Annotated in this window: 5 protein-coding genes; all 5 read right to left on the bottom strand. The window is 76.3% G+C overall.

Going from position 1 to position 18,308, the window contains the following annotated elements; genetic code table 11:
• Nucleotides 1-4: 4 nt before the first annotated feature.
• Genes ACFW1A_RS17880 through panD form a run of 5 tightly spaced genes read right to left on the bottom strand, consistent with a single transcriptional unit; the run spans nucleotide 5 to nucleotide 18,293 of the window.
• Entirely contained in the window at nucleotides 5-7,231 is a 7,227-nt protein-coding gene (locus tag ACFW1A_RS17880; RefSeq protein ID WP_380410040.1) for an amino acid adenylation domain-containing protein, read from the bottom strand.
• On the bottom strand, nucleotides 7,231-13,656 hold the full coding sequence (locus ACFW1A_RS17885; protein ID WP_380410041.1) for an amino acid adenylation domain-containing protein: 6,426 nt from the start codon (nucleotides 13,654-13,656) through the stop codon (nucleotides 7,231-7,233). The genes ACFW1A_RS17880 and ACFW1A_RS17885 overlap by 1 nt, the downstream gene beginning before the upstream one ends.
• Nucleotides 13,643-14,641, bottom strand: a complete 999-nt coding sequence (locus ACFW1A_RS17890) for a TauD/TfdA family dioxygenase (protein ID WP_380410042.1) — start codon at nucleotides 14,639-14,641, stop codon at nucleotides 13,643-13,645. Before ACFW1A_RS17890 ends, ACFW1A_RS17885 begins: the two co-directional genes overlap by 14 nt.
• Nucleotides 14,638-17,877 carry an amino acid adenylation domain-containing protein gene (locus tag ACFW1A_RS17895; protein ID WP_380410043.1) on the bottom strand — a complete coding sequence of 1,080 codons (3,240 nt, stop codon included), beginning with the start codon at nucleotides 17,875-17,877 and terminating at the stop codon, nucleotides 14,638-14,640. Before ACFW1A_RS17895 ends, ACFW1A_RS17890 begins: the two co-directional genes overlap by 4 nt.
• Nucleotides 17,877-18,293: an aspartate 1-decarboxylase gene (panD, locus tag ACFW1A_RS17900; protein ID WP_380410044.1), complete on the bottom strand. Its 417-nt coding sequence runs from the start codon at nucleotides 18,291-18,293 to the stop codon at nucleotides 17,877-17,879. The genes ACFW1A_RS17895 and panD overlap by 1 nt, the downstream gene beginning before the upstream one ends.
• Nucleotides 18,294-18,308: the final 15 nt, after the last annotated feature.

The following is an 18,308-nucleotide window of genomic DNA, read 5'->3' on the forward strand; positions in this document are numbered from 1 at the left end:
GCCGTCACGCCGGGTCGCCCACCCCCTCGGCCTCCCCCGCGATCACCCCTTCGAGCACCCCTTCGATCACCGCGGCCAGCGTGCCCACGTGCGGCGGCTTCATCACCCCGAAGTGGTCCCCCGGAACCCGGTGCACCGTGACCCCGCCCTCGGCCAGTTCGCGCCACCGGCCCAGGTACTCCTCGAAGACCTGCCCGTACGCCACCTCGTGCTCCCCCTGCGCCAGTTCGTCGCTGACCACCAGGTGCAGCGGTCCCGGGTACGGGCGGTGGCGGTAGGCCAGGTCCATCTCCATCACCTCGCGCCAGACCCGGGCCGCGCGCGGCCACTCGCTGCCCACGCCCTGCTCGGGCAGGCTGATCCCGGTCTCCTCGTCGACGTCGTCCACCAGGTGGTCGAGCAGGTCGAGGATCTCCTGCCGCCGCTGCGGGGTGTCCGCCGCGGCGCCCTGCCCCTCGATCTCGACCAGCAGCTGCTCCAGCCGGCGGATCTTGGCCAGCTCGCGCCAGGACTCGCCGCGCTGGTGCATGTCGACGCCGGGGTCGAGCAGCAGGAAGGTGACCTGCTCGCCCGCCTCGCGCAGCCGGTGCGCCAGCTCGGTGGCGATGCCGCTGCCGCCGCACCAGCTGAACAGCAGGTAGGGGCCGCTGGGTTGGGCCAGGCGCAGTTCGGCGAGGTAGCGCTCGGCCATCTGCTCGGCGCCGGGTGCGGTCGGCGCGCTGTGCGGGCCGGGCCACTCGAAGGCCGCCACCGGGCGGTCGGCCGCCAGGTGCGGGGCCAGCCTCAGGTACCAGTGCGCGCTCCCGCCGCCGGGGTGCACGCAGAACAGCGGGGTCCGGCTGCCCTCCTTGCGCAGCCAGAGCAGCGTGGGCCGCTGCTCGGCGTCGTTCCCGGCCAGGCTCGCGGCCAGCGCGGCCACCGTGCGGTGCTCGATGAACGAGCTGAACCGCAGGTCGATGCCGTGCCGGGCGCGCAGCGTGGCGACGATCCGCATCATCGCCAGCGAGTGACCGCCCAGCTCGAAGAAGTCGTCCCGGGCGCCGACCCGGGCGACCTCCAGCGCCTCGGCCCAGGCCTCGGCCAGCGCGCACTCCAGCTCGCCGCTCGGCGCGGTCCAGTCGGCGGCCGACTGCGGCCGGTCGGTGTCGGGGGCCGGCAGCCGGGCCCGGTCGACCTTGCCCGCCGGGGTGAGCGGGAACTCGTCCACGGTGAGGAAGTGTCCGGGGACCAGCGCCTGCGGGATCCGGCCGCGCAGGTGGGCCCGCAGGTCGGCGGCCCCGACCTGCTGCCCGGGCACCGGCTTGACGTACGCCACCAGGGTGGCGGCCGCGGTGCCGGCCCGGTGCGCGGTCACGGTGGCGGCGGCCACCGCGGGGTGGCCGAGCAGCAGGTGCTCGATCTCCCCGGGCTCGACCCGCAGCCCGCGCACCTTCACCTGGTGGTCGCGCCGGCCCAGGTAGCGCAGGGTGCCGTCGGCGTCCCGGCGGACCAGGTCGCCGGTCCGGTACAGCCGGCCGCCCGGGACGTCCGCGTAGGGGTCGGGGACGAACCGCTCGGCGGTCAGCGCCGCCCGGCCCAGGTAGCCGCGGGCCACCCCGGCCCCGCCGACGTACAGCTCGCCGGCCACCCCCTCGGGCAGCGGCTGCCCGCGGTCGTCGAGCACGTAGCAGCGCACGCCCGCGATCGGGCGGCCGATCGACGGTGCCCGGGTCCCGTCGCCGGGGGCCACCGGGGTGAGGGTGGCGCAGACCGAGGTCTCGGTCGGGCCGTAGGCGTTGACGAACCGGGCGTGCCGGGCCCAGCGTTCGGCCTGGTCGGCGGGGCAGGCCTCGCCCGCCGAGACGACCAGGTGCAGCTGCGGGAAGTCGGCCGGGTCCAGGCGCTCCAGCAGCGAGGGCGGCAGGGTCATGTGGGTGACCAGCGGGGCCTGCCGGCGCAGGTCGCCGGGGTCGGTGTCCGGCGGCGGCAGCACCAGTTCGGCGCCGTTGGTGAGCGCCATCAGCACCTCCCAGACCGAGGCGTCGAAGCTGGGCGAGGCGAACTGCAGCACCCGGTCGCCGGGGGCCACCCGCAGCGGGTCCCGCTGGGCCTGCCGCAGGTTCAGCGCGCCGCGGTGCGGGACGCCGACGCCCTTGGGCAGCCCGGTGGAGCCGGAGGTGTAGATCACGTAGGCGAGCTGGTCGGGGTGGAGCGGCACCGCCGGGGCGCGTGCGGGCAGCTCCCGGTAGGCGGCCTCGTCCAGCAGCTCGATCCGGTCGGCCAGGTGGTCCGGGAGCCGGTCGGCCAGCTCGGGCGTGCTGAGCACCACGGCGGCCCGGGCGTCGTCGAGCATGTGGCGCAGCCGGTCCTGCGGGTAGGCCGGGTCCAGCGGCAGGAACGCCCCGCCGGCCCGCAGCACCGCGAGCAGTGCGACGAACAGCTCCGGGGTGCGCGGCAGGTGCAGGCCCACCACCGCCTCGGCGCCGACGCCCAGCGCCCGCAGCCGGTGTGCGAGCCGGTTCGCCCGCGCGTCCAGCCCGGCGTAGTCGACGGTCTCGTCGCCGCAACGCAGCGCGACGGCGGCGGGCGTCGCCCGGGCGGCCGCGGCCACCAGGTCCGGCACCAGCAGGTCGACCGGGGCGGGCGGGGCCGCGTCGTTGCCGGCCCGGACCGCGGCGGCCAGGTCGGCGGGGGGCAGGGTCAGCCCGGCGGCGTCGCCGTCCGGGTCGGCCGCCATCGCCTCCAGCACGTGGCGGTAGCAGCGGGCCAGCAGCTCCAGCTGCCGCCGCCCCACCCGCTCGGGCCGGGCGCCCAGGCGCAGCACGCCGGGGAAGGTCCACACCTCCAGGGCCAGCTCGCTCGGGCTGAAGTCGTCGACCATCCCGACCTCGCCGGAGTCCCAGTCGAGCACGTGGAAGTCCAGGTAGCCGAAGGCCACCTCGATCAGCGGCTCGGAGCTGCCCCACTCGCGCTGCATCTCGGGCATCGGGTAGCGGCGGTGCGGCCACAGCGCGGCCTCGCCGGCGAACACCTCGGCGACCAGGGCGCGCCAGGTCGGCGCGGACAGCTCGGCCGCGAACGGCACGGTGTTCAGGTAGAGGCCCAGCACCTCGTCGCCGCGGGCCAGTTCGGGCCGGCCGTTGCAGACCAGCCCGTCGAAGAACCGCCGCCGGCCGGTGACCAGGCCCAGCGCCTTCAGGTGGGCGGCGTGCAGCACGCTCTTCAGCGAGCCGCCGGCCGCCGCCGCGAGCCGGCGCAGGCCCGGCAGCAGCTCCTGGTAGGGGACGTCGAGGATGGTGGCCTTCTCGTCGGCCCGCTCGCCGGCCCAGCCGGCCGGCAGCTCGAACCGCTCCCGCCCGGTGACCGCCTCGGCCCAGAAGGCGCGGTCGGCGGGCGAGTCGAGCGCCGCCCGCTCCAGCGCGACGAAGTCCGCGAACCGGGCCCCGGGCGGCGGCGGGAAGGCGGGGGTGCCGCCCTCGCGGAGCGTGCGGTAGAGGCCGAGCAGCTCGGCGACCGCCGAGGTGTGGCTCCAGCCGTCCAGGATCGCGTGGCACTCGGTGTGGGTCAGCAGCCACTCCTGATCACTGATCAGGTGGACGTGGTAGCGCAGCAGCGGCGGCCGGTCCAGGTCGAACCGGCGGCGCCGCTCGGCCAGCAGGAACCCGTCCAGCACGGCCTGCCGGTCCGCCTCCGGCAGCGCCCGCAGGTCGTCCAGGCCGACCGGCAGCTCGGCCGCGGCGTGCACCAGCTGCAGCGGCTCGCTGTAGGAGGACAGGTCGAAGGAGGTCCGCAGGATCTCGTGCCGGGCGGTCAGCAGCGCGGCCGCGGCGTGCATCGTCGCGGGGTCGAACGGCAGCCGGTCGCCGACCCGGTAGCAGGAGACGTTGTGGTAGACCGCCTTGTCGGCGCCGGCCAGCAGCTCGTAGACCATGCCGGCCTGGGTCCGGGCCATCGGGTAGGCGTCCACCAGGCCGGCCGGCAGCTGCTCCCGGTCCGCCGCGGTGAGCTGGGCGAACGGGGCGACCGGAGTGGCGTCGGCGGTGCGGTCGGCGGGCCCGGTGCGCACCAGGGCGGCGAGTTCGGCGACCCGCTGACGGGTGAACAGGTCGTGCACGGCCAGCTCGATGCCCTGCTCGCGCAGCGCGCCGACCACCCGGATGGCGCGCATCGAGTCGCCGCCGAGCTGGAAGAAGCTGTCCCGGACGCCGACCCGGTCCAGGCCGAGCGCGTCGGCGAAGGCCGCCGCCAGGGTCTGCTCCAGCTCGTCGCGCGGGGCCAGGTAGTCGCCGCCCAGCGCGGCCCGGCCGGTGTCGGGGCCGGGCAGCGCCGTGCGGTCCACCTTGCCGCTGGGGGTCAGCGGCAGCGCCGCCAGCACCGTCCAGTGCACCGGCACCAGGTGGGCGGGCAGCCGGCGGCGCAGCTGCTCGCGGGCCTGCTCGGGATCGGCGGTCGCGGGGGCCAGGTGGGCCACCAGCTGCTGCTGGTGGACCGTGACGGCGGCCGCCCCGATACCCGGCAGCTCGGTCAGCGCGGCCTCGATCTCGCCGAGTTCGACCCGCTGGCCGCGGATCTTCACCTGGTGGTCGAGCCGGCCCAGGTACTCCACGGTGCCGTCGGGGCGCCAGCGGGCCAGGTCGCCGGTGCGGTACAGCCGCTCGCCCGCGCCGAACGGGGACGGTACGAACCGGTCCGCGGTCAGGCCCGCCCGGTTCAGGTAGCCGCGCGCCAACTGGACCCCGCCGAGCAGCAGTTCGCCGGGCACGCCGATCGGCACCGGGCGCAGCTCGCGGTCCACCAGGTAGGTCCGGGTGTTGGCGATCGGGCGGCCGATGGTGACCGGCCGGCCCGGCTCGCAGCGGATCGCGGTGACGTCCACCGCCGCCTCGGTGGGTCCGTACAGGTTGTGCAGCGCGCAGCCGAGCTTCGCGTGCACCCCGTCGACCAGGTCGGCGGTGAGCGCCTCGCCGCTGCACACCATCCGGCGCAGTGTGGGCAGTTCGGGCAGCGGGTGGGCCAGGAAGGCGCGCAGCATCGAGGGCACGAAGTGCACGGTGGTGATCCGCTCGGCGGCGATCACCCGGGCGATCTCGGCCGGGTCGCGGTGCCCGCCGGGCCGCAGCGGGACCAGTGCGGCCCCGGTGGTCAGCGGCCAGAAGAACTCCCAGACCGAGACGTCGAAGCTGTACGGGGTCTTCTGCAGCACCCGGTCGTCGGCGGTCAGGCCGTAGGCCTCCTGCATCCAGTGCAGCCGGTTGACGATCGCCCGGTGCTCGACCAGCACGCCCTTGGGCCGGCCGGTGGAGCCCGAGGTGTAGATCACGTAGGCCGGGTGCTCGGGGCGCACCGGCGCGGCGGCGGGCAGCGGGTCGGACCGTTCCTCGACCGCGTCCAGCAGCACCGGCTCGACGTCCCGGCCGGCCGCCGGCGGCGCGAGGGCGGCGTCGGTGACCACCAGGCGGGCGCCGGAGTCGGCCAGCATGAAGGCCAGCCGCTGCGCCGGGTACTCGGGGTCGAGCGGCAGGTAGGCGCCGCCGGCCTTGAGCACGCCGAGCAGGGCCACCACCAGGTCCGGGCCGCGGTGCAGGCAGACGCCGACCACCGACTCCGGTCCGACGCCGCGCGCCCGCAGCCGTCGGGCCAGCTGCCCGGCCCGGTCGTCGAGCTGGCGGTAGGTCAGCTCCTCGCCCGCGCCGACCACGGCGACGGCGTCCGGGGTGCGGGCCGCCTGGGCCTCGAACAGGCCGGCCAGGGTGCCGGTCGGGTACGGGCGGTCGGTGGCGTTCCACTCCCGCAGCACCAGCTCCCGCTCCCCCGCCGGGAGGACCTCCAGCTCGTCGATCGGCCGCTCGGGGTGCTCGACGGCGCTCTGCAGCAGGCGCACCAGCTGGGCGGCGTACCGCTCGGCGGTGCTCTCGTCGAACAGCGCCGAGGCGTAGGTGACGCCGCCGGCCAGCGAGCCGTCCGGCTGTTCGGCGACCCCGACGGTCAGCTCGACCTTGGCCGAGCTCTCGCCCACCGGCAGCGGCTCGACCCGCAGGCCGCCGGCGGTGCGCGGGGCGCCGGCGGCCGACTCGTCCGCCCAGAGCACCATGGTGGCGAACAGCGGGTTGCGGGACGGGTCGCGCTCCGGCACCAGCGCGTCCACCAGCTGCTCGAACGGCAGGTCCTGGTGGGCGTGGGCGTCCAGCGCCGCCTCCCGGACCCGGCGGACCAGCTCGGCGAAGGAGGGCGCGCCGGACAGGTCGGTGCGCAGCACCAGGGTGTTCAGGAAGAGCCCGACCAGGTCCTGCACCTCGGGCCGGTCGCGCCCGGCCACCGGGGTGCCGACCGCGATGTCGCGCTGCCCGCTCCACCGGCCGAGCAGCACGGTGTGCGCGGCGACCAGCGCCATGAAGGCGGTGGCGCCCTGGGCCCGGGCCAGCTCGGTCAGCCGTCGGGCCACCCCGGCGGGCACCGTCAGCCCCACCTGTCCGCCGGCCGTGTCGCGCACCGGCGGCCGGGGCCGGTCGGTGGGCAGCTCCAGCGGGGCCAGGCCCGCCAGCCGGTCGGTCCAGTACGCGGTCTGGCGCTCCAGCAGCTCACCGGAGAGCCGCTCGCGCTGCCAGTGCGCGTAGTCGGCGTACTGCGGGCCCGTGGCCCCGGTCACCGGGGCGCGGCCGGCCGTCGCGTCGGCGTACCCGCGGATCAGCTGGTCGACCAGCAGCTCCTCGGACCAGCCGTCGGCGGCGATGTGGTGGACCGTCAGCAGCAGTGCGTGCTCGTCGGCGGCCAGCCGGGCCAGGACCGCCGAGCAGACCGGGCCGCGGGCCAGGTCGACCGGGGTGCGGTCCCAGGTGGCCAGGGCGGCCAGCCGGGCGTCCGCGGCGGCACGGTCCGGGCCGGTCAGGTCCAGCTCGGTCAGCGGCAGCGGGGCCGGCGCCAGGATCCGCTGCACCGGCTCGCCGGCCACCACCGGGTAGACGGTGCGCAGCACCTCGTGCCGGGCCACCAGCGCGTCCAGCGCGGTGCGCAGCGCCGCCCGGTCGAGCGGACCGGTCAGCCGCAGGGCGGCGGTCATCAGGTACTCGGTGCCGCCGGGCTGCAGTTGGTCCAGGATCCACAGCCGGCGCTGGGCGAAGGAGAGCGGCAGCGGGCCGGTGCACGGCGCCCGCCGGATGCCGTCCTCGCGCGGGGCGGCGGTGGCCGCCCCGCTGAGCCGGCGGCGCAGCAGCTCCTGCCGCAGGGCGGCGCGGTCAACAACGGTCTCGGTCATCACCGGACACCTTTCTGGGCGAGGAGGGCCTCGACCTCGTCGTCGGTCAACTCGGCCACCTCGGCCTCGACCGCGGTGGAGACCGCGTCGGCGAGGTCCGCCACGGTGGTCGCCTCGAACAGCAGGCGCAGCGGGAGCTCGATGCCGAACGCCGCGCGGATCCGGGCCAGCACCCGGGTGGCCAGCAGCGAGTGGCCGCCCAGGGCGAAGAAGTCGTCCAGCACGCCGACCCGGTCGACGCCGAGCACCTCGCACCAGAAGCCGGCCACCGCCTCCTCGGCGGGGTCGCGCGGCGCCAGGTACTCCCGCTGCTCGACGGGCCGGGCCAGGGCCGGCAGCGCCTTGCGGTCGACCTTGCCGCTGGGGGTCAGCGGCAGCGCGTCCAGCACCGCGAACTGCGCGGGCACCATGTAGTCCGGCAGCAGCTCCCGCAGGTGGGTCCGGAGCTGGGCGGTCTGCGGGGCCGGATGGTGCGGGCGGGCCACCAGGTAGCCGGCCAGCAGGCTCTCGCCGGGCGCGGTGCGGTGGGCCAGCACGGCCGCCTCCTGCACGTCGGGGTGGCGCAGCAGCGCCGCCTCGATCTCGCCGAGTTCGATCCGCAGCCCGCGCAGCTTGACCTGCTGGTCCAGCCGGCCGAGGAACTCCAGCACGCCGTCGGCCCGGCGGCGCACCAGGTCGCCGGTCAGGTAGAGCCGGCCGCCGGGCTCGGCGCCGAACGGGTCCGGCACGAAGCGCTCGGCGGTCAGGCCGGGCCGGCGGTGGTAGCCGCGGGCGAGCCGGGTGCCGCCCAGGCACAGCTGGCCGGGCACCCCGGCCGGGACTGGCCGCAGGTCGGCGTCCAGCACGTGGGCCCGGGTGCCCGGGACGGGCCGGCCCAGCGGCATGGTGGCGGCCGGTGCCCGGTCGGCGAGCCGGGCGTCGTCCACGGGGTGCAGCAGGCAGGTCACGGTGGCCTCGGTGGGCCCGTAGTTGCACAGGAACCGGCCGGGCAGGCCGAGCGCGGCCCAGCGCCGGGCGTCGGCGGCGGTGACCACGTCGCTGCCGACGTTGACCAGCTTGAGCGAGCCCAGCTCGGCGGCGGCGGGCGACTCCAGCATCGCCCGGTAGTAGGACGGGGTGATCTCCATGATCGTCACCCGGTGCTCGGCCAGCCGGGCGGGCAGTTCGGCGGGGGTCCAGAAGACCGGGTCGCCGACCACCACCGTGGCACCGGCGGTCAGGGTGGCCGCGATCTGGTCCATCGCCACGTCGAAGGTGAGCGCGGACAGCAGCACCACCCGCTCGCCCGGGGCGATCCCGTAGGCGTCGGCGATCACCCTGCAGTGGTGGGCGTAGGAGCGGTGACTGATCATCACGCCCTTGGGGCGCCCGGTGGAGCCGGAGGTGTAGATGACGTAGGCCAGGTGGTCCGGCAGCGCCGCCGGCGCCGCGGCGGGCAGTTCGGCGGGGCTCTCGGCGGGGCGCTCGGCCGGGATGTCCGCCAGCAGCACCCGGCGGCCGGCGAACCGGTCGGCGAACTCCCCGGCGGTCACCACCAGCTCGGCCGCGGCGTCGTCGAGCATGAAGCCCAGCCGCTCGGCGGGGTGCCGCGGGTCGAACGGGACGTAGACGCCGCCGGCCCGCAGCACCGCGAGCAGCACCACCACGGCCGCGGTGCTGCGCTCCAGGCAGCTGGCCACCACGGTCTCCGGGGCGACTCCGAGGTCCGTCAGGCGGCGGGCGAACTCGTCCACCCGTCGGGAGAGTTCCGCGTAGGTCAGCTGCTCGTCGCCGCACACCACCGCGACCGCCCCGGGGGTGCGGGCCGCCTGCCGGTCGAACAGCTGCGGGACGGTCAGCCCGTGCTCGGCCGCCGGGTCGAGCAGCTCGGCCGCGGCGTCGGGGACGGCGGCGAGCAGCTCGCGGCGCTCCGGCTCGGTGAGCATCGCCAGGTCGGCGATCCGGGCGCCGGCGTCGGCCGCGCAGCCGGCCAGCAGGGTCAGGTAGTGCCCGGCCAGCCGCTCGACGGTGGCCCGGTCGAAGAGTGCGGTGGCGTACTCGAAGCAGCACTCCAACCGGCCGTCGGCGTGCTGGGCGACGGTCAGGGTGAGGTCGAACTTGGCCACCGCCGGTCCGGCCTCGACCAGTTCGAGCGCCGCGGCGCCCAGCGAGGTGGGCAGGTCGGCCAGGTGCTGCAGCTCGAACATCACCTGGAACAGCGGGTTGCGGGACAGGTCGCGGTTCGGCAGCAGCGCGTCGACCAGCTGCTCGAACGGCACGTCCTGGCGGGCGAAGGCGGCCAGGCAGTCCTGCCGGACCCGGTCCAGCAGCTCACCGACCGCCGGGTTGCCGGCCAGGTCGGTGCGGAGCACCAGGGTGTTGGTGAAGAGGCCGACCAGCTCCTCGGTCTCCGGCCGGGTCCGTCCGGCGACCGGAGTGCCCACCACGACGTCGGTGCCGGAGGTGTAGCGGCCCAGCAGCACCTGGAAGGCGGTCAGCAGGGCCATGAACAGCGTCACGCCCTGCCGGTCGGCCAGCGCCCGCAGCTGCGCGGCCAGTTCGGCCGGCACCGGGACGTCCAGGGTGGCGCCGCGGGTGTCGCGGACCGCCGACCGGGGGCGGTCGGCGGGCAGCTCGATCGGCGTCAGGTCGGCCAACCGCTCGCGCCAGTAGTCGAGTTGCTCACTGGTCTCGTCGGCCGACCGGCACCCGCGCTGCCAGTGCGCGAAGTCGGCGTACTGGATCTCCGGCGCGGCCAGCGGCACCGGCTCGCCCGCCACCAGGGCCCGGTAGGCCTGGTCCAGGTCGCGCAGGTAGAGCTCCATCGACCAGGCGTCGAACGCAATGTGATGCAGCGTCAGGACGAGCAGGTGCTCGTCGGCCGCGACCTTGACCAGGGTCGCCCGCAGCGGGCACTCGCGGGCCAGGTCGAACGGCACCCCGCCGGCGTGGTCGACCAGGGCGCGGGCGCGCTCCGCGGCCCCGGGCCGGCCGCTCAGGTCGTGCACGGTCAGCTCGACCGGCCCGGCCGGGTCCACCCGTTGGCGCGGATCGCCGTCGCCGGGCAGGTAGCGGGTGCGCAGCACCTCGTGCTTGGCCACCGTGGCCGTCAGCGCACCGCGCAGCGCACCGTGGTCCAGCGGACCGCGCAGCCGCATCGCCAGCGGGATCAGGTACTCGTCGCTGCCGGGCTCCAACTGGTCCAGGAACCACATCCGCTGCTGCCCGTAGGAGAGCGGCAGGTCGCCGGTGCGCGGCACCGGGCGCAGCGCCGCGCCGTCCCGGTCGGCCACCGCGGTGTCCACCCGGGCGGCCAGCGCGGCCACCGTGCGGGTGGTGAACAGGTCGCCCACCGTCAACTTGATCTCGAAGGCGCGGCGCAGCCGCAGCATCAGCCGGATCGCCAGCAGCGAGTGGCCGCCGAGCTGGAAGAAGTCCTGCTCGACCCCGACGCGTTCGAGGCCGAGCACCTCGGCCATCAACTCGGCCACCTGCCGCTCGGTCGCGGTGCGCGGGGCGGCGGCGGCCTCGGCCACCGGCGCGTCGCGCTGCTCCGGGTCGGGCAGCCGGCGCCGGTCCACCTTGCCGTTGGGGGTCAGCGGCAGCTCGTCCAGCGGGATCAGCAGCGAGGGGACCATCGCCTCCGGCAGCCGGGCCGCCAGGTGCGCGCGCAGTTCCTCGACGTCCAGCGCGGCGCCCTGCGCCCGGACCGGGAAGCCGACCAGCGCGAGCTCGCCACCGGCCGGCCGGTGGGTGGTCACCACCGCGGCGGCCACCGCCGGGTGGGCGACCAGCGCCGCCTCGATCTCCCCGGGCTCGACGCGCACGCCGCGCAGCTTGATCTGGTCGTCGACCCGGCCGAGGAACTCCAGCACGCCGTCCGCGCGGCGCCGGACCAGGTCACCGGTGCGGTACCAGCGCTCGCCGGGCCGCTCCGCGTACGGGTCGGGGCCGAACCGGTCCGCGGTCAGGCCGCCGCGCCCCAGGTAGCCGCGGGCCAGGCAGGCGCCGCCGACCCGCAGCTCACCGGGCACCCCGACCGGCACCAGCTGCTCCTGGGCGTCCACCACGTAGCTGCGCACGCCGGGCAGCGGGCGGCCGATCGGCACCGTCTCGACCTGCTCGGCCTCCCGGTAGCGCCAGGCGGTGGCGTCGATGGTGCACTCGGTGGGGCCGTAGGTGTTGACCACCACGACGTCCAGCACCGCGCGCAGCCGGGCGCAGAGTGCGGCGGGCAGCGGCTCGCCGGCCGCGCAGACGGCGCGCAGCGAGGTGCACCCGGCCAGCGCCGGCTCGTCCAGCAGCAGCCTCAGCACCGAGGGCACCAGCTGCAGCACGGTGACCCGGTGGTCCACCACCGCCTGCAGCATCACGGCCGGGTCGCGGTGCGCCTCGCGCGGCGCGCAGACCACGGCGGCGCCGCTGACCAGCGGGGACAGGAACTCCCACATCGAGGCGTCGAAGCCGATCACGGTCTTCTGCAGCACCCGGGCGCCCGGACCGAGCCCGTACTGGTCCACCGACCAGAGCACCCGGTTGCGCAGGCCGCCGTGGGTGATCACCACGCCCTTGGGGCGCCCGGTCGAGCCGGAGGTGTACATCACGTAGGCGGCGTCGGCCGCGTCGAGCGCGGTCACCGTCAGCGCGGTCGCGGGGCTGCCGACCGCCTCGCGCCGGGCTTCCTCGACGGTCAGCAGCACCGGCCCGGCCGGCAGCCGGTCCAGCAGCTCCTGCTCGGTGAGCACCAGCGCCACCCCGGCGTCCGCGACCTGGTGGGCCAGCCGGTCGGCGGGGTGCTCGGGCGGCAGCGGGACGTAGACCCCGCCGGCCGCCAGCACCGCCAGCAGCGCGACCACCAGCTCGGGGCCGCGGTGCAGCGCCACCCCGACCGGGGTGCCGCGCCCGACCCCGCGCCGGCGCAGTACCCCGACCAGGTCGGCCACCCGCCGGGCCAGCTCGGCGTAGTCCAGCTGCTCGCCGTCGGCCACCACCGCCACCGCACCGGGCGTCGCCCGGGCCCGGGCGAGGAAGAGCTCCGGCAGCGAGGGGCCGGCGGCCGGGGTCCCGGTGCGGTTCCAGTCGGCGAGGGCGGCGAGTTCGGCCGGGGTGAGCAGCTCCAGCTGCGCCACCGGCCGGGTCGGCCGGTTCGCGACCGCGGCGAGCAGCCGCAGCAGGTGGGCGGCCATCCGCTCGATCCGGGCCGGCTCGAACAGGGCGGTCGGGTAGCGCAGGGCGGCGCTCAGCGAGCCGTCCGCCTCCTCCCCCAGGTACAGGCCGAGGTCGAAGGCGGCCGCGGGGGCGGCGCCCTCGCACAGCTCGACCTCCAGGCCGGGCAGCGCGAAGGGCTCCCGCTGCGCCCGGTGCAGGCCGAAGCCGACCTGGAAGAGCGGGTTGCGCGAGGGGTCGCGCTCCGGCGCCAGGTCCTTGACCACCTGGTCGAACGGCACGTCCAGGTGCTCGTGCGCGGCCAGCACGGTCTCCCGCACTCGGGCCAGCAGGTCGGTGAAGCCGGGCCCGCCGGCCAGGTCGGTGCGCAGCACCACGGTGTTGAGGAACATGCCGATCAGCTGCTCCAGCCCCGGCTGGTCGCGCCGGGCCACCGAGACGCCGACGGCGATGTCGGTGCGGTCCGCGTAGCGTCCGAGCAGCAGTTGGAAGGCGGCCAGGTGGACCATGAACGGGGTCGCGCCCACGGACCGCCCGAGTGCGGCCAGCCGTTCGGCCAGCTCGGCGGGCACGGTGAAGCGCACCGCGGCGCCGGCCGGCTCCCAGACCGGCGGCCGGCGGTGGTCGGTCGGCAGCTCCAGCGCCGTCAGCCCGGCCAGCCGGTCCTGCCAGTAGGCTCTCTGACGCTCCATCAGTTCCGGCCGGGCGGCCCAGGTCTCCCGCTCCCACTCCGCGAAGTCCGCGTACTGCACCTCGGGCTCCGGCAGCGGATCGGCCGCACCGGTGCTGAACGCGCCGTACAGCGCCTGGAGTTCGCCGGTCAGCACGGACCAGGACCAGTTGTCGAAGGCGATGTGGTGCACGGTGACCAGCAGCACCGCCTCCTGCGGCGCCAGTCGGACCAGCACCAGCCGCCACGGCGCCCGGGTGCGCAGGTCGATCGGGGCGGCCGCCTCGGCGGCGCCGAGCTCGCGCAGCCGCTGCTCCTGCTCGGCCCCGGCCAGCGCGGTCAGGTCCACCACGGTGGGTGCCACCGGCGCCGGCTCGTCCACGTACTGGACCCCGGCGCCGTCGGCCGTGCCGTAGCGGGTGCGCAGCACCTCGTGCCGCTCGGCGATCCGGGTCAGTGCGGCGTCCAGTGCGGCGCGGTCCAGCGGGCCGCGCAGCCGGAAGGCCTCGTGCAGCAGGTACTCGCTGCTGCTCCCGCCGCGCAGTTCGTCGAGGAACCAGAGCTGTTCCTGGGCGAAGGAGAGCGGGTAGCCGCCGTCAGCGGTCTCCATCGGTGGTCCCCTCGGGTGCGGAGTCGAACTGGGTGCGGTCGCCCGTGCAGGCCTCGGCCATCGCCACGGCGATCTTGCGCGGGCCGGTGAACGGCTCGCGGGCGTGCGCGGCCAGCATGTTGTCCACCAGCAGCAGGTCGTCCTGCTGCCAGTCGAACCGGCGCTGCTCGGCCCGGTAGCAGTCGCGCAGGTGGGCGACCACCTCGTCGGGGATCGGCGCGCCGTCGCCGTAGTAGGTGTTGGTCGGCAGGTCGGCCTCGTCGTAGACCTCGCGCAGGCCCTCGCAGATCTCCGGCGCCAGCGTGCTGACGTGGAAGAACGCCAGGTGGTTGAACCAGACCGCCTCGCCGGTGACGGGGTGGCGGTGCACCGCCCGGCGCCGGGCCCGGGTGCGCAGCCCGTCCGCGCCGCGCCACTCCAGCTCGACCCCGTTGCGCTCGCAGTACCGGGCCACCTCGGCCCGGTCCTCGGTGTTGAACGCCTGCTGCCACGGCACGCCGAAGCCCTCGGCGAAGTTGCGCACCACCAGCCAGCCGCGGGCCTCGAACTCGGCGCGCACCGCCGGGTCGATGGCGGCCAGCACCCGGCGGGTGTCGGCCAGCGGGGTGGCGCCCTGCGAGGTCGGCGGGCGGACGCAGGAGAAGAACAGGGTGAGCGGCCAACCGGCCTGGTAGGAGTTCTCGTTGTGCAGGAAGATCTCCTCGTCGGGCGGGTAGTCGGTGGAGGTGTAGACCCGCCCGCTGATGGTGCTGCGCGGGGAGGAGCGCTCGGCGTAGGCGAGCGGCTCGCCGGCCAGGGTGCGGACGGCCTGCTCGAAGCCGGCCACCCCGCCCAGGTCGAAGCCGCGCAGCAGGACCGCGCCGTCGGTGTGCAGCCGGTGGCGGACCAACTCGCGGGCGCCGGGCAGGAAGTCGGCCGCCGGGGTGCCGGGGACGTCGGCCGTCAGGACGTGGGGCAGGGTCCGGGTGGCGGGGGTGGTGGTCATGCGGGGACTCCTTCTTCGGATCGGGTCGGCCGCCCGAGGCGGTCCACCGCCAGCTGCGGGTCGGCGGTGGCGGCGCGCACGAAGGCGGCGAAGTCGGCGGCCAGCCGGCGGGCCGCGCCCTCGGCCAGCAGGTCGTCGGGGCAGCGCAGTTCGCCGTCCAGTCCGGCGCCGCGCTCGCGCAGCGTGAGCAGCACGTCGAACGGGTGGCCGCCCTGGCCCTGGGCGTAGGGGACGGCCTCGACCCCGGGCAGGTCGATCCGGTCGGCCAGCGGCCCCAGGGTCTGGAAGGCGGCCTGGGCGACCGGGTTGCGGCTCAGGTCGCGCGGCGGCCGCAGGGCGCCGACCAGTTGGTCGAACGGCAGTGCCTGGTGGCGGTAGGCGGCGAGCGCGGTGCGCCGGGTCCGGGCCAGCAGGTCGTCGAAGCCGAGCTCCGGGTCGACCGGCAGCCGCAGCGCCAGCGTGTTGACGAACAGCCCGACCAGGTCCTCCAGTTCGACGCTGGTGCGGTTGGCGGTGAAGGTGGCCACCACCAGGTCGCGCTGGCCGGTGGTGCGGGCCAGCACCGCGGTGAAGCAGGCCAGCAGCGCCATGAACGGCGTGGCGCCGGCGGCTCCGGCGGTGCGCCGCACCGCGGCCGTCAGCTCGGCGTCCAGGGTGAACGCCACCGTGGTGTCGCGGCCGCCGCGCCGCGGCGGCCGCGGGCCGTCGAGGGGCAGCGCGAGCGGCGCCGGCGGCGGCTGCAGCTCCCGCACGAAGTGCGCCAGGTCGGCCTCGCGCCCGGCACCGCCCTGCGGACCGCGCTGCCAGGCCGCGTAGTCGGCGTACTCGACCGGCAGCGGTCCCGGGCCGGCCGGCCCACCGGACCGCTCGGCCCGGTAGCAGGCCGACAGGTCCCGCCAGACGACGCCCAAGGCCCCGTCGTCGGCGACGATGGGGTGGACCACGGCGAGCAGGACGTGGTGCTCGGGCGCCAGCCTGAGCACCACCAGCCGCAGCAGCGGCCCGGTGTCCAGCGCGAACGGAAGGCCGGTGTGCCGCTGCAACGCGGCCCGGGCCCGCTCCTCGCGCTCCGCCTCCGGCGCACCGCTCAGGTCCACCACCTCCAGCGGCACCGCCGGGTGGCGGTGGATCAGCTGGACGGGCAGGCCGCGCCGGGCCGGGAAGGTGGTGCGCAGGGTGGCGTGGCGCTGGACCGTGCGGTGCAGGGCGGCGGCGAGCGCGGGCAGCTGGAGCGGGCCGCGCAGCCGGTGCGCGTCGTACATCAGGTACTCGGTGCTGCCCGGGTCGAGCCGGTCCAGGAACCAGAGGCGGTGCTGCTCCGCGGAGAGCGGCACCGGCCCGTCGCCGCGCGGCGGGATGCCGGCCGGCGGCGCGTCGGTGGCGGTCCGCGGCAACCGGGCGGCGAGCTGCTCGACGGTGGGCGAGGCGAGCAGCTCGGCCGGGGTCAGCTCGACCCCCGTCGACCGGCGCAGCCGGGCGCACAGCCGGGTGGCGATCAGCGACTGGCCGCCCAGGTCCAGGAAGCGGTCGTGCACGCCGACCGGGGCGACCCCGAGCAGTTCCTCCCACAGGCCCGCCAGCACCGCCTCGGTGGCGGTGCGCGGGGCCAGGTAGGCGGTGGCCAGTTCGGGGCGCTGGCCGTCCGGGGCGGGCAGCGCGCGGCGGTCGGTCTTGCCGCTGGAGGTCAGCGGCAGCGCGGCCAGCCGCACCCAGGCGGTGGGCACCATGTAGTCCGGCAGCCGGGCGCCCAGGTGGGCCCGCAGCTCACCGGTCTCCGGCGTCGCGGGCCCCGTGCCCACCAGGTAGCCGACCAGCTGCGCCTCGCCCGTGGGCAGCTGACGCGCCGTCACCACGGCGGCGCGGACCTGCGGGTGGGCCGTCAGCACGGCCTCCACCTCGCCCAGTTCGATCCGGAAGCCGCGGATCTTCACCTGGTGGTCGAGCCGGCCCAGGTACTCCAGCCGGCCGTCCGCCGTCCAGCGCGCCAGGTCGCCGGTGCGGTACAGCCGGGAGCCGGGCGGACCGGCCGGGTCGGGCCGGAAGGCCGCCGCGGTGAGCCCGGGCCGGCCCAGGTAGCCCCGGGCCAGCTGGACGCCGGCCAGGCAGAGCTCGCCCGCCGCCCCGGGCGGCAGCGGTGCGCCGTCCGGATCGAGCACCTGGGTGCGGGTGTTGGCGACCGGTCGGCCGATGGTGACCGGCTCGCCGGGCAGGCAGCGGGTGGCGGTCACGTCGACGCTGGCCTCGGTGGGGCCGTACAGGTTGAACACCTCGCAGCCGATCAGCTCGGCCACGCCCCGCACCAGGTCGGCGCCGAGCGCCTCGCCGCTGCAGACGATCCGGCGCAGGTCGGGCAGCACCGGGCCGTCCGAGGGGCCCGCCCCGCGCAGTGCGGCGAGGAACTCGCGCAGCATCGAGGGCACGAAGTGCACGGTGTCCACCCGCTCCTCGGCGAGCACCGCGCGCAGGTAGTCCGGGTCGCGGTGGCCGCCGGGCCGGGCCAGCACCAGGGTGGCGCCGACCGCCAGCGGCCCGAAGAACTCCCAGACCGAGACGTCGAAGGTGGCGGGCGTCTTCTGCAGCACCCGGGTGCCGGCCCGCAGGCCGCAGTCGTCGCGCATCCACAGCAGGCGGTTGACCACGCCGCGGTGCGGGACCACCACGCCCTTGGGCCGGCCGGTCGACCCCGAGGTGAAGAGCACGTAGGCCGGGTTGTCCGGGTCGGCCGCCGTCCCGGGGTCGTCCGTGGCCAGGCCGGCCGGCAGCCGGTCGACCAGCAGCGGCAGCGCGCCGGCGGCGCGGACCACCGGGGCCAGCGCAGTGTCGGAGAGCACCGTGCCGATCCCGGCCTGGGCCAGCAGCCCGGTGAGCCGGGCGGTGGGGTGGCTCGGGTCCAGCGGCACGTAGGCGGCGCCGGCCTTCAGCACCCCCAGCAGCGCCACCACCAGGTCGGGGCCGCGCTCCAGGCAAACCGCCACCAGGGTCTCGGGGCCGGCACCGGCCGCCCGCAGCAGGTGGGCCACCCGGTTGGCCCGGGTGTTCAGCTCGGCGTAGTCGAGCCGCCCCTCGGCCGCCACCAGGGCCGTCGCCCCGGGCGTGCGGCGCACCTGCTCCTCGAAGAGCTGGTGGACGCACTGCCCGGTGCGGTAGGGCCGCTCGGTGGCGTTCCAGTCGGCCGGGACCTGCTGCGGCCCGGTGGCGCCGGCCTTGTCGAGCAGCCCGCCGGGCTGACGGGCCATCAGACGCTCACCATGTCACCGCGCGCGGTCAGGGTGCCGGGGACCGGCTCGGCCGGGTCGTGACACTCCTTCAGCACCTGGTTGGCGGCATCGACCATGACCACCCGGGGCACCAGCGCGCGGGCGGCGGCGTCGTCGACCGTGGTGTAGCTGATGATGATCACCAGGTCGCCCTGGTGGATCAGCCGGGCGGCGGCGCCGTTGATCCCGATGATGCCGGTGCCGCGCGGGCCGGGGATCACGTAGGTCTCCAGGCGGGCGCCGTTGTCGATGTCGACGATGTGGATCTTCTCGCCGGCCAGCAGGTCGGCGGCCTCCATCAGGTCCTCGTCGATGGTCAGCGAGCCGACGTAGTGCAGGTCGGCCTGGGTCACCGTGGCGCGGTGGATCTTGGACTTGAGCATGGTGCGGTTCATGGCGGAGCCTTCCGG

The organism is Kitasatospora sp. NPDC058965 (genome assembly GCF_042741245.1).
In the GTDB taxonomy this organism is placed as follows: Bacteria; Actinomycetota; Actinomycetes; order Streptomycetales; family Streptomycetaceae; genus Kitasatospora.